Annotated in this window: 10 protein-coding genes; 7 read left to right on the top strand and 3 right to left on the bottom strand. The window is 71.6% G+C overall.

Annotated features, from left to right (window positions below; all coding sequences use genetic code 11):
* The first annotated feature begins 52 nt into the window (after window positions 1–52).
* On the top strand, window positions 53–553 hold the full coding sequence (locus tag ACTWQN_RS26720) for an ion channel (RefSeq protein ID WP_443206330.1): 501 nt from the start codon (window positions 53–55) through the stop codon (window positions 551–553).
* A gap of 41 nt (window positions 554–594) precedes the next feature.
* Here the strand turns inward: ACTWQN_RS26720 and ACTWQN_RS26715 are convergent, their stop codons facing one another.
* Window positions 595–1,629 (bottom strand): ADP-ribosylglycohydrolase family protein, encoded by a 1,035-nt coding sequence (locus ACTWQN_RS26715; RefSeq protein WP_443206329.1) that lies wholly within the window; start codon window positions 1,627–1,629, stop codon window positions 595–597.
* A 325-nt stretch (window positions 1,630–1,954) separates the two neighbouring features.
* On the opposite strand from ACTWQN_RS26715, the gene ACTWQN_RS26710 reads away from it, so the two are divergent.
* Window positions 1,955–4,792: an AfsR/SARP family transcriptional regulator gene (locus ACTWQN_RS26710; protein WP_443206328.1), complete on the top strand. Its 2,838-nt coding sequence runs from the start codon at window positions 1,955–1,957 to the stop codon at window positions 4,790–4,792.
* A gap of 563 nt (window positions 4,793–5,355) precedes the next feature.
* Here the strand turns inward: ACTWQN_RS26710 and ACTWQN_RS26705 are convergent.
* Window positions 5,356–6,159, bottom strand: a complete 804-nt coding sequence (locus ACTWQN_RS26705) for an SGNH/GDSL hydrolase family protein (protein ID WP_443206327.1) — start codon at window positions 6,157–6,159, stop codon at window positions 5,356–5,358.
* Between the two features lie 493 nt (window positions 6,160–6,652).
* Between ACTWQN_RS26705 and ACTWQN_RS26700 the strand changes: the two genes are divergently transcribed.
* The 4 genes from ACTWQN_RS26700 (at window position 6,653) to dapA (ending at window position 10,629) form a co-directional block, all read left to right on the top strand.
* Window positions 6,653–8,137, top strand: a complete 1,485-nt coding sequence (locus tag ACTWQN_RS26700; protein WP_443206326.1) for a hypothetical protein — start codon at window positions 6,653–6,655, stop codon at window positions 8,135–8,137.
* Window positions 8,138–8,212: 75 nt separating this feature from the next.
* On the top strand, window positions 8,213–8,947 hold the full coding sequence (locus tag ACTWQN_RS26695; protein ID WP_443206325.1) for an ESX secretion-associated protein EspG: 735 nt from the start codon (window positions 8,213–8,215) through the stop codon (window positions 8,945–8,947).
* Between the two features lie 71 nt (window positions 8,948–9,018).
* Complete coding sequence (locus ACTWQN_RS26690) at window positions 9,019–9,681, top strand: DUF3159 domain-containing protein (protein WP_443206324.1); 663 nt, start codon at window positions 9,019–9,021, stop codon at window positions 9,679–9,681.
* A gap of 105 nt (window positions 9,682–9,786) precedes the next feature.
* Window positions 9,787–10,629: a 4-hydroxy-tetrahydrodipicolinate synthase gene (gene dapA, locus ACTWQN_RS26685; protein WP_443206323.1), complete on the top strand. Its 843-nt coding sequence runs from the start codon at window positions 9,787–9,789 to the stop codon at window positions 10,627–10,629.
* Between the two features lie 94 nt (window positions 10,630–10,723).
* Here dapA and ACTWQN_RS26680 read toward each other — a convergent pair whose 3' ends face one another.
* Window positions 10,724–11,677 (bottom strand): N-acetylglucosamine kinase, encoded by a 954-nt coding sequence (locus ACTWQN_RS26680; protein WP_443206322.1) that lies wholly within the window; start codon window positions 11,675–11,677, stop codon window positions 10,724–10,726.
* Window positions 11,678–12,028: 351 nt separating this feature from the next.
* Here ACTWQN_RS26680 and ACTWQN_RS26675 point away from each other — a divergent pair, with 351 nt between their 5' ends.
* Complete coding sequence (locus tag ACTWQN_RS26675) at window positions 12,029–12,871, top strand: amidohydrolase family protein (RefSeq protein WP_443206321.1); 843 nt, start codon at window positions 12,029–12,031, stop codon at window positions 12,869–12,871.
* The last annotated feature ends 39 nt before the right edge of the window (window positions 12,872–12,910 follow it).

Genomic DNA, 12,910 nt, shown 5'->3' with positions numbered 1-12,910 from the left:
TCGGACGCGGACCGAATGGCGGCCGGTTCGGTGGTGGCCCAGGCTGGCGGCCGTGCCCGGAGGAGTCCGGAAGAGGGTCCTGATCAACCTGGCGACCGCGCTGACGGCCGTGGTGCTGAGCACCGTCGGGTACTACCTGCTGCCGATCGGCCGGTTCGGTGTCGGCGGCACCGTGAACTGGGTCGTCGTCTTCGCCGTCGGATTGCTCGCCGTTTCCGCGCTGATCGTGTTCCAGGTGCGCCGGTTCCGGATCGGCGATGCGCGCCGGGGCAGTTCGATCGCGGGTGTGGTCGCCGCGCTGTACCTGGCGGTGTTGTTCTTCTCGGCCGTCTACTTCGGACTCGCGTACCACGATCCGGGATCGATCACGGGGCTGCGCACCAAGACCGATGCGCTCTACTTCGCGCTGTCGATCACCAGCACGGTCGGTTTCGGCGATGTGCACGCGGTTTCCCAGTTCGCCCGCAGCCTCGCCGCGGTGCACATGGCCTTCAACATCGGATTCCTCGGCGCGGCCGTCGCCATCGTCCGGGGCAGGGCAAGACGCACGTGATCGGTGCACCGGCAATTTCGCGCACGACCACGAGGCAGGGGTCAGCTGAGGCCGAGGTAGCGGCGTTCGTTGAACTTCTCGCCCGCGCAGGAGGCGCCGAGGTCGTAGCCGATGCGCTCGATCACGTCGGCCAGTTCCAGCCGGGCCAGCCAGGAGCGGGGCAGCACCGCCGTGCCGTGCCGGGCGCCGAGGATGCTGCCGGTCACCGCCGCGGTGGAGTCGCTGTGCCCGGAGTGGTTGACCGCCAGCCGCAGGGCGTCGGTGAACTGCTCCGGTTTCGGCAGCGCGAGTGCGCAGTAGACGCCGATGGACAGTGCCTCCGGGCCGATCCAGCCCTGTCCGAGCCGCTCGATGTGGCCGACGCTGGTGCCCAATCTGGCCAGTGTGGACGCTTCCGCGAGCGCTCCGGCGGTTTCGGCGTCCTCGCGGAGCACCCGCCCCGCGGCTTGGTCCACCGCGGCTGACAGCCGCCGCTGCTGCACCGCCACCAGGTGCACGATCAGCGCCAACGCCCCGGCCGATGCCCAGCCGCCGACCCCGCCGTGGGTGAGCGCGGCGCACTGGCAGGCCAGTTGGTAGGCCATCTCGGCGGTTGGCGCGAAGCCCAGCGGCGCGCTGCGATCCACCCCGCCGCAGCCCTTGGAGCTGTTCCGCGGCCGATCGGGTGTGCCGAAGTCGGGTTCTTGCAGCGCGCGCAAGCTGGTCAGGCCGGGTGCCCGACTGGCGTACAGCTCGGGTTCGGCCAGCAGTCCGGTGACGCCGGGCGGCGGTTTGTCCTCCTGCTGCGTGATCAGCCAGCGCCGATAAGCCGCGCCCGTGGATTCCACCGGGCGCCACTGCCCGCCGTTGTTGCCGGTGGTCCAGGCGTGCAGGTAGCCCTCGCCGGTGAACAGCGACAGCTGCGTCGCGTCGCCCAGCAGGGCCTGCGGCGGTGGTTCGGCGACCCCGCCTTGGCCGAACTCGGCGTGGATGTCGTCCAGCTGCGCGTACTCGACCGGGCTGCCGAGCGCGTCGCCCAATGCCCCGCCGAGCAGGCAGGCCACCGCGCGATCGGCCACTGTGGACGGCGTGGGCACAGGCGGAGCTCTCCTTCCACAGTGTCCTCGGACGGGTGATCAGCCTTGTTCAGACTTTACTTGGCGTATCCGCTCGCCGGGAGATGTTCACCGCAACGGCGAATCTGATAATGGGATTATTCGGCGAAAAACGGCCATGGCTCCAATGGGGTGAAACGCGGACAGGGGATCCGGCCACTTTTGGCGGACGGTCGTTACGGTGTGTCGGGCTTCGGGGGTGCGAGCCCGCGTCGGTGCGGGCGGTCTGGGGTGTGGACTCGGTGTGTGCGTTGACCGAGACTGTATGAAGGCTCAACAAAAATACGAACGAGAGTCGGATTTGGGGATGATGGCGCCGCACGGCAGCCCGATCGAAGCACCGAGCACCGGATTCGAATTCCGCGTGCTCGGCCCGCTTGAGGTGCGTGTCAACGGCACCGCACAACCACTGGGCAGCACTCCGGTCCGCGCCCTGCTGGCCTGCCTGCTGCTGGAACCGAACCAGGTCGTGTCGATGGACCGGCTGATCGACACGTTGTGGGACCACGACCCACCGGCCAGCGCGCGCACCATCATCCAGGGCTACGTCTCGCGGCTGCGCAGGCTCTTCGCCGACGGCGGGCCAGCGCGACCCGAGATCGTCACCCGCTCACCCGGCTACCTGCTGCGCGTCGACAGCGACCGGATCGACGCGCACCGCGCGCGAGCCCTGATCGGCCGAGCCCACGGCCTGCGACCGGCCGAACGGTCGCGGGTGCTGTCCGAGGCGCTGACCCTGTGGCGAGGACAGGTGCTGTCGGACATCGTGAGCAGCCGGTTGTACCGCATGGTCGCCCCCAACCTCGACGAGCTGCGCCTGCTCGCGATGGAGGAACGGGTGGCGGCCGACCTGGAACTCGGTCGGCACCACCAGCTGGTGCTGGAACTGTCCACCCTGGTCGACCGGTACCCGCTGCGCGAACGGCTCACCGGGCAGTTGATGCTGGCCAACTACCGCGCCGGGCACCGCGCCGAGGCGCAGGCCCGCTACCACGCGCTGCGCCAGCGGCTGTCCAACGAACTCGGCCTCGACCCCGGCCCCGAGCTGCGCGAACTCTACGAACGGCTGCTCCGCGACGACCCCACCCTGCGCAACCCGCAGCGCCGTCCGGAGCCCGCGTTGGGCATCGGGCGCCCGATCCCCGCCGAACTGCCCCCGGCCCCGGCCGGTTTCGTCGGCCGCCGGCGGGAGCTCGCCGAGCTGGACCGGATGCTGGCCGAGCGGGAACGCGGCGCCAGCCTGCTCGCGGTGGTGACCGGCACTGCCGGCGTCGGCAAGAGCGCGCTCGCGCTGACCTGGGCGCACCGCGTCGAGCACGAGTTCCCCGACGGCCAGCTTTACGCGGAACTGCGCGGATTCGACTCCCAGCGCGAGCCGTTACCCCCCGGCGAGGCGCTGACCAGCATGCTGAAAACGCTCGGCGTCGCGGCGAACGCGATCCCGGTCGAGCTGGATGATCGAACCGCGCTGTACCGGTCGCTGCTGGCCAAGCGGCGGGTGCTGGTGCTGCTGGACAACGCGCGCGACTCCGAGCAGGTGCGGCCGCTGCTGCCGGGCAGCACCGAATCGCTGGTGCTGCTGACCAGCAGGCGGCGGTTGGACGGCCTGGTGGTGTACAGCGGGGCGCGGGTGCTGCCGCTGGAAACGCTGCCCACCGCGACCGCGATCGAGCTGCTGGACCGCGCCGGGGTGCCCGGCAAGTCCGTCTCCGAACCGGCCGCCGCGGCCCAACTCGCCGAGCTGTGCGGCGGCCTGCCGCTGGCGTTGCGGATCGCCGCCGCCCGGCTGGCCGCGAACCCGGCCCGCGGCGTGTCCGACCTGGTGCACGAGCTCACCGATGAGCGCAACCGGCTGCACGCGCTGGACATCGACGACGCCGATACCAGCGTTCGCCGCGCTTTCGACATCTCCTACCGCAGCCTGCACCCGGTGCACGCCGACACCTTCCGGCTGCTGGGACTGGTGCCGGGGCAAACCTTCACCGCGCACGCCGTCGCCGCCCTGTGCGGCACCGACGCCGCCAGCGCGCAGCGGCGGCTGCGGGCGCTGGCCCTGGCGCACCTGGTCACCGAGCAGGCGCCGGACCGGTTCGGGATGCACGACCTGCTGCGGGTGTACGCCCGCGACCTGCTCGCCCCGCCGAGCCCGGCCGACACCAAGGCGCTGCGCCGACTGCTGACCCACTACCTCGTCACGGCCGACCACGCGCGCCGCTTCCTCCGTCCGGCCCGCGACGACCTGGACTTCTCCATCGGTCCCGAGGCGCCCCGGCCGGAGATCGCCGACCGGTCCCAGGCGCTGGCGTGGTTCGACGCCGAGTGGCCGAACCTGGTCGCCGCGGTCCGGGCCGCGAATGCCGAAGGCATGCACGAGCTCGCCTGGCCGCTGGTGCGCCTGCAGTTCAACTACCTGATGGTCCGCTGCCCATGGGAGGAATGGATCCGGGTCTACACCGACGGGCTCGCCTCGGCCCGCGCGGTGGACGATCCGGCGGGCAAGGTGCTGATGTCGGCCGGGCTCGGGGTGGCGTACTCGCGGTCCGGGCAGTTGGACGCGGCGCTGGCGCACTACGACGAGTCCTACCGCGTCGCGGTGCAGACCGGTGACCCGGCCCGGCTGGCGATGACGCAGGTCAACATGGGCAGCGTGCTGTTCCGGTTGAAGCGCTACGAAGAGGCGAAGGTGCACTGCCAGGACGCGCTGCGGGTCTACCGATCGCTGGGGGACCGGTACTTCGTGGCCGGGGCGCTGAACAACCTCGCGATGGTCGAGCAGGTCAACGGCGAGCTGACCGAGGCGTTGGCGCACCTGCGCGAGGCCGAGGGGCTGTACCGGGACGCCGACGACCTGGAGACGCTGGCGATGGTGCTGAACAACTGCGGCGAGGTCAGCATCGAGCTGGACCGGATCGCCGACGGCGAGCGCTTCCACCACGAGGCCCTGGACGTCGCGTTGAAGTGCGGTTCCGCGATGCGGCAGGCCTCGGCCTACCTCGGCCTCGGCGACGCCGCCAGCTCCCGCGGCGACCGCGAGGTGGCCCGGACCCGCTGGGAGACCGCGTTGGCGATCTTCGAAGCCGAAGGCTCGCCACGGGTGACCGACGTCCGCGAGCGGCTGGAAGACCTCGCCGCCGCGGCCCGCTGAGTGATCGTCCGCAGTGCGACCGGAATTTCCGGGCACGACCCACCGAGTGGCGTTTAGTCGACGTTTAGCGGGCGTGTAGTGCGCGCTGGGAAGTTTGTGGCGTGCGGATCAAGCCGTGCATGGTCCGCACGAACGGGCGGCTCTGGGGGGAGTCCTAGGGGGGATTGTCGCCCGGTCGTCCCGGTCGGCACTCGTGTCGGCCGGGGCGGCCGCAAGGGGGGTCGACATTCGGGGTGATTCCTCCCGGATGGACGTTGGGGGTGAGTGCGGGCTTTCGGCTGCGGGAGTTGGGTGATCCTGCCGAAGGTCCGCACTTCGTTTTCCCGAGTTCGCCGGACTCCGCCGATCCCCGGCATCGTGAATGCCGATTCACCAACGTCGTGGCAGGTCTCGCAGAGAACGCAGTGGGGCAGAGGCAGTGGGCAGGGGCAGCGGGCAGAGAGTCCGAGAACTGCGGCGGTGCCGGTTCGCGAGAGCGGACTATGCGGCTGGCGCCGCTTCAAAGATGAGGATCGGACCCACTCACTCGCGGGTTCCTGCCGAGGCGATGGTGCCTGCGGGCCTCACCGCGACGGCTGGCCTGCGGTGAGTTTTTCCAGTTGTGGCCGCTTCGGGCCGCGGCCGTCTCCGCTGGACACGCCGCGCAGGCGACGGCCGATCCACGGCGCCAGGTACGCGCGAGCCCACCGGATGTCCTGGGCGCGCTGGGCCCGCCACGGTAAGCAGGGCGCTGTTGGCCACGGCTCGCTCCAGTCGGCCTCGACCGGCACGCCCAGCGCTTCGCAGGCCCGCAGGGCGACCCGGCGGTGGCCTGCCGCGGACAGGTGCAGTCGATCGTCGCCCCAGGCGCGAGCGTCCCGCAGCACCCGCATCGACCACAGGTCCAGCACGTAGCAGCCGTGCTTGTCGGCGATGGCTCGCAGGTGCGAGTTGTAGGTGCCGATCTTGCCCCGGACGCGGCGCAGCACCGGGGTGTCGCGGGTGTCGAAACCGGTGCCGATGAGCACATCGGCACCGGTGGCGCGCAGTTCGCCGACGGCGGCGTCGAAGAGTTCCGCGATCTCGTCGGGGTCGGTGCCGGGACGGATGATGTCGTTGCCGCCGCCGCTGAGCGCGACCAGCGCGGGACGCAGCGCGATGGCCTGCGGCACCTGGTCGGCGACGATCTGGCGGACCAGCTTGCCGCGCACCGCGAGGTTGGCATAGCGCAGGTCGGGGTTCACGGCGGTCAGGTGCTCGGCCAGCCGGTCCGCCCAGCCGCGGAAGCCGCCATTCGGGTCGGCGTCGGCCAGTCCCTCGGTGAAGCTGTCTCCCAGCGCGACAAAGCTGTCCCAGCGTGCCGTGCCGACGTTGCGCTGCGATTCCATCGGCGATGTGTCCTTCCTGGCGATTCCCCCGTACTGCGTTGATCCGAAACCACATTGGCGCTCGATGCGGCACCTGCGCCACCGTTGGTTCCGCCCGAGTGATTAACGGCACTGAATGGTCTAGTTTTTTTGTCCGGTTCGCCCGGTGCGCTGCTCGAATTTGGCGTATTCCGTTGCCGCACCGCACTTTTCCAGCATCGCGTCGGCAACTGAGCGGCTATTCCCCGAAACACCGGTACGGGTGAACGGCAGCTGCTACTGTCCATCGGCGGTAGCAGAAGCAATGAGGGGGCCCGCGATGTCGCGATCGATGCAGGTGACAGCTCGATGTGCGTTCGGGGAGACGCAGCGTCGTCCGTCCTTTCGCGCCATCGCGGCCGGTTGATTTGGGGAACGACAGCATGCTCCACCGCGTCGGTTCCAATGCGCCCATCGGCCGGGTCCGCCCGGACCCGGTGCGGTACCCCGGCCGTCCCGAATATCTGGGGGAATCGTGACGTCACCGCAGAATCCGGCGTCCGCGCCGGGGCCAGCGGGCTTCGACGGACCACAGCGCGCCGCTGGTCCCGGCGGTCGACGCCGCGCGGACGCGCCGATGCGCGGCTCGCTCGGCGGTGAGGTGCCGCCCGCACCGGGCGGGCCCCGGTCCGCACCGCGCCCGATGCGCTTCGACATGCGAGCGGAGTTCGCCGCGCTGGCGGCCGAACCGCATCCGTTCGCGCTCTGGCAGCGCGCCGAGCAGCTCCCCGACCGCTTCGAGCACGAGCAGCGCAGGCAGATCCAGGACAGCCGGTCGGCGCCCGCGCCGGACCGGCCCGAAGCGCTCAAGCAGCCGACCGGCGGGGTCTCGGCGTTGTCGGGTGACCTCGGCGGGCTCGAAGAACCGCCGGAGCCCCGGCCCGCCCGGCCGGAACCCGCCGCGGAGCTTTTCGGCTCCCTCGAACCGGAGCCGCTGGAAACCCCGCAGCGCCCCACCGGCTTCACCGGCGGCCTCAGCGGTTCGCTGCCGCCGCCCGCGCCGCCGCAGGACGACGCGCCGCCGCCCGCACCACCGCGCGGCGGACCGCCCAGCGGCCCGCCGCCGCCGGAACGCGCGCCAGCCGCTCCAGTACCGCAGGACGGCCCGCCGAATGTTCCGGCGCCGAATGTCGCCCCGCCGCCGGTCGGACCGCTGCCGCAGGTTGGGCCACCACAACGCCACGACGGGCCGCCCGCACCGCCGAGGCCCGACGGGCCACCCGCACCACTCGACGGGCCGCCGAGTGGTCCGCTGCCGCAGCTCGGCCCGCCACCGGACGGCCCGCTGCCGCCAGCCGGGCCCCGGCTGGCCGGGCCACCGCCGGTCGACGGACCGCCGATGGCCGAACCGCCGCGTCCCCCGGTCCCGCAGGGGCCACCATCGCCTCCGGTGGGCAACCCCGCGCCGCCGATGGGCGCTCCGCCGCCCCGGCCGCCAGCCGCGGCTGGCCCACCGCCCGACGTGCCGCGCGCCGGGCGCCCGTCCGGTCCGCCGCGCCCGCTGGAGCACCCGCCACCACCGGCCCGGCCGGATGGCCCGCCGAGCGCTCCGCTGCCCGCCAACCCCGGCCCACCGCCTCCGATGGCTGGCCCGCCAGGGCCACCACCTCGCCAGGAACCGCCGCGGCCCGCGCCGAAACCGGCCAGGGCGCCGAAGCCCACGCAGCGCGCCGACGGCGGGTTCGGCCCGACGGGTTCGGCGGGCACCTGGGGCTCGGGTTCGTCGGGCCGCGGCTACGGCCGGAACATGACGTGGTCGGCCGACGACTTCAAGGAGGAACGGCGGGAGGACGACGACCTGCGCGTCGGCGCCAACTACAAGCCGGGGGAGAGCGGCAGCGGTGCCGTGCCGCAATTCCTGGTCGAAGCCGATGAACTCTTCGAAGAGGACGACGGTGCGGGTCGACTGGTCGCCCCGCCGGTGCTGGGCGAGGCGCCGTCGAGCTACCGGGACTTCTAGCGGGCCCGACCGGTGCCCGGGCAGCGCGCCTGGCCGGGCACCGAGCGGCGCACCAAGACTCGAAATGAGCGTGTGATGGTCGAGACGATCACCCTGTCGATCCCCGCGGTCGACGTGCTCGGTGAGCAGCTGAACCTCACCGTGCGGCAGTACCCCTTCGACCTCCCCCGCAGCGGGGAGCTGGGGGAGGACCGCAACCGGCTCGTCCACCAGGTGTGGCACGAGCTGGAGTCCACCGGCCTGGCCCGCAACGGCCGCCCCGAGCCGGAGGTCGAGGACGCGCTCTACCTGCTGTGCAGCTCCGAGGTGTCGATCGCCGCCGCCGGGCTGGTCGACGTGCGCGCCGGGCACCGGCTGGCCGCGCGGGTGGTGGCGACCGGCGAGGTCGGGGTGGTCGGGTTGCTCGATGGCCGTGGGCTGCGGATGAGCTTCCTCGCACCGGACACCTTGCCCAGGGTTTGCGCCGACCTGCTGCCGGACGCCCCGCCCGGCACCGGTGAAGCGGTGCGCGCGGTGGCCGATCGCAGCAATGGGCACCCGGCGGACGCCGACATCGACGGGCTGGCGGAGCTTCGGGCGATCACCTCGCGGCAGAAGTTCCGGCTCGGGCACTTCGTGGTCACCGGCGACCGGCGGAGCGGCCCGCGCGGCCGGGTGCCCAACCTGATCTGGTTCGACAACGACCACGGCCGCTACGCCCTGCAAGGCGAACGAGCCGACGGCCAGGACGTGGTCACCTGCCGCCCAGCGGACAAACCGCGCATTGCGGGCCAACTGGCCGCACTCCTCGACCGCACTCGGCAGCGCTGAACAGCCGGGTGGTGGAGGCGCGCGCCACGGGTGGGTGCCAACCGGGTGTCGGTTAGGGCAGGCTTGACTCTGTGACGCACGACCGGCAGACGGAGATCGTCGCCAACCCCGATGACCGAGACTCGTTCATGCGCCTGCTCGGCGGCCGCGGCAGTGCGATCGACGCGAGCCTGCCGCCGATCGCGTTCGGCCTCGGGTGGTACTTCGGCGGCGAGTCGATCGCCATCGGCGGTGGCGTGGCCGTGGTGCTGGGCGCGCTCATCGCGGGGTGGCGCCTGTACCAGGGCGCCCGGCCGCTGGCCGTGCTGATCAGCCTGGTGGCGGTCATGCTCGGCGCCCTGATCGCGCTGTACACCGGCGACGCGGCGGACTTCTTCCTGCCCAGGTTGGTGACCAACGCGCTGAGCGCGCTGGCCTGGATGACCAGCATCGTGATCCGCTGGCCGCTGCTCGGCGTGGTCGTCGGCACGGCGCTCGGCCAGGGGCGGCGGTGGCGTCGCGATCCGTCGCTGCTGCGCGCGTACGGCCGGGCGAGCTGGGTCTGGGTCGGGCAGTACGTGGTGCGGCTGGTCGTGTTCATCCCGCTTTGGCTGCTGGACGCCACCGGCGCGCTGACCATCGCGCAGCTCGTGCTGACCTGGCCGTTGGTGGCCGTCTGCGTGGCCGCGAGCTGGTGGGTGCTGCGCCGATCGCTGCCGTCGGATCACCCGGGCTTGCGGCATCCGGTCGGATAGGAACCGGCGATTTCGCGCGAAATCGCCTGCGGCTGCGCGCCCTTCGGCCGTTTCGGGGACAAGATCTGACGTGACACCGCTGGTCCGCGCGAGCAGAATGCGGTCATGTCTCTCGGCAGCGTGATCACCGCGATAGTCACCCCGTTCGACGACGAACTCCGCGTCGACGAAGCCGCCTTCGTGTCGTTGTTCCGCCACCTGATCGACCACGGCTCGGACGGCATCGTGGTCTGTGGGACGACCGGCGAGGCCCCCACGCTCACCGCCGCGGAACACCTGCGGCTCATCGAGCTCGCCTGCGCGCAGCGCCCGGTCGGCGTCACGGTGATCGCTTCGACCGGGTCGAACGACACCGCGCACGCCTGCGAGATGACCGAGCGCGCGACCGAACTCGGCGCCGACGCGGTGCTGTCGGTGACCCCGTACTACAACCGCCCCAACCGGCGCGGTTTGGTCCGGCACTTCAGCGAGATCGCGCGGGCCACCGACAAGCCGGTGGTGCTCTACAACGTGCCGTCCCGGATCGGCCTGGAACTGCCCGGTGATCTGCTGGCCGAGCTCGCCCAGATCGAGCACATCGACTACGTCAAGCAAGCGGACAACGCGGCGCTCGCCCAGATCGACGGTCTCGGTCTCTACGCGGGCAACGACGACGGTTTCGCGCAGGCCCTCGACCTCGGTGGCCTCGGCGGCATCCTGGTGGCCAGCCATCTGGTCGGGCCCCAGATGCGGCGGATGGTCGACGAGCCGGAGCGCCGCGCCGAGATCGACGCCTCGCTCAAGCCGCTCTACGCCGCGCTGTCGGTGACCACCAACCCGATCCCGGTCAAGGCGGCGCTCAACCTGGTCGGCCAGCGCGTCGGCGGGGTGCGCCTGCCGCTGGTCGAGGCGGACGAATCGGAACGCGCCGTGATCCGCAAGGGCCTGCAGGACGTCGGCCTCCTCTGACCGCCAACCCGACGCTCGGGGATCGGCGGAGTCGAGACGGCGTCCGAGGTCCCGCTAGCCGCACCGCCACGCAGAACGAGTTCGGCGACAGGTTTCAGCCGAGCAGGTGTTTGTGCAGGGTGGCCGGGTCGTGGGTGAGGTCCGACGCCGCCAGCCAGGCGGCTCCGGCCGCGCCGGGCCCGGCGGTCAGCGGGACACCCCATCCCCGGTCGGCCAGTTCGGCGCGCAGCGCCTCGCCGACCGGGTTCCCGGCGGCGACGAGTCCACCGGCGAGCACGATCGGGCTGGTGTCGCGGGCGGCGCCGGTGGCCGCCGCGGTGTCGGCGAGCACCCGCGCCGCGCGCCGGACGATGTCCTGGGCCGTCTCGTCCGAGGCCGATGTGACCAGCGGCGCGAGTTCCGCGAGCCGGATCGGCGGCGCCGCGTTCACCGCGCTGATCAACTGCTTGCGCTGCGCGTCCGGTGTGCCGGGCAGGAGCCGATCGCGCACCGCCGCGGTGAGGCCGTGCAGCGGCGCACCGCGATCCAGCGCGCGCAGCGCGGCGCGGACCGCTTCGCGCCCCAACCAGAACGCCGAGCCCTCGTCGCCGAGCAGCCAGCCGTGGCCGCCGACGATCGCGGCCATCCGGTGCCCTTCGATGCGGGCCGCGATGGCCCCGGTGCCCGCGATCAGCACCGTGCCGTCGGGTTCCGGGGTGCCAGCGGCGAAGGCCACCTCGCAGTCGCTGATGGCCTGCTTGGGGCAGTGCAGGCCCAACCGCGACCACGCATCGTCGAACAGCTCGGCGAACTCCGGGTCGGCCATCTTGCTGACACCGGCCATGCCGATCACGCAGTTGCGCACCGCCGCCGGGTCGACGTCGCGCAGCGCGGTGCGCGCGGCTTCGGAGATCTGCTGCACCGCTTGGTCGGCCGGGTGCGAGTTCGGGTTGCCGCCAGCGGCTTCACCGCTGCCGACAACCGCGCCGAACAGGTCGCTGACCAACGCCCGGCTGCTGGTGCCGCCGATGTCCAAGCCGAGGACGAGCGCCGCTTCGTCGCACTGCATGCGCCCTTTGTACCCGTCGCGGGCGTTTGGTGGGGGTGCGGATGGGCAAGTCCCCAACTGCGACCCCGGGATCCGGCAGACCTCGGGATCCGGTGGCCCGACGACGTTCCGGGTCCGATTCGGGGCCACTGCGCGAAACGAGGCGCATGGGTCGAACCCGTGCGCGACCGTTCTTGCCAACCTATGGCTTCTGGTGCGTCGAGCGGCTATATATCGAGGCGTCGCTTGATCAGTCGGGGAGAAGACCATGGCCGACCGTGCCGAGTTGTGCCGCGCCGCGCCCGCGGGCCGCGAAATGTCCGATGTGGACGATGATATCGCCGGATGTTGCAGGGTGAGCGGGGGAGTTCGATGACCGTCGACACCCACCATCACCTGTGGGATCTCGACGTCCGGGACCAACCGTGGATCGTCGGACCCGAAATGGCGGCGCTGCGCCGCGATTTTCGGCCCGCTGATCTGCAGACCGCGCTGAAGGGCGCCGCGGTGGACGCCACGGTGCTGGTGCAGACCGTCTCCGATCCGGACGAAACCCCGGAGATGCTGGTGCTGGCCGACACCGTGGATCGCATCGCGGCGGTGGTCGGCTGGGTCGACCTGACCGCCCGCGACGCCCGCAAGCGGATCGGCCGCCTGCAGGCCCATCCCTCCGGCCGCTGGCTGAAGGGCATCCGGCACCAGGTCGAGGACGAACCGGACCCGGACTGGTTGATCCGCCCGGACGTGCTCAACGGACTGGCCGCTGTCGAGGACGCCGGTCTGGTCTACGAACTGCTGGTCCGCCCGCACCAGCTGCCCGCCGCGATCAAGGCGGTCAGCCAGTTCCCGCAGTTGACCTTCGTGCTCGACCACTGCGCGAAACCCGCGGTGGCCACCGGCGAGCTGGAGCCGTGGGCGAGCCGGATCCGCGCGCTGGCGGCGTTTCCGAACGTGGTTTGCAAACTGTCCGGCCTGGTCACCGAGGACGACTGGGCCCGGCAACCTGATCCGGTACGGTTGCGGCCTTACGCGGACGTGGTGCTGGACGCGTTCGGGCCGGGGCGGCTGATGTTCGGCTCGGACTGGCCGGTGTGCCTGCTCGCCGCCGAGTACGGGCAGGTCATCGACTTGGCCCGGCAGCTGATCGTCGGACTCGATCATCGCCAGCGTTCGGCGGTTTTCGACACCACGGCTCGCGAGGTATACGACATTTAGGGACTTTTGCCTCTGCCGTTCGCTTCGCCCCGACGTTTG

The sequence above is a fragment of the Saccharopolyspora antiqui genome (assembly GCF_052246905.1).
Classification (GTDB): Bacteria; Actinomycetota; Actinomycetes; order Mycobacteriales; family Pseudonocardiaceae; genus Saccharopolyspora.
The sequence above is the reverse complement of the archived record's forward strand: the minus strand, read 5'-3'. Positions and strand labels throughout refer to the sequence as shown.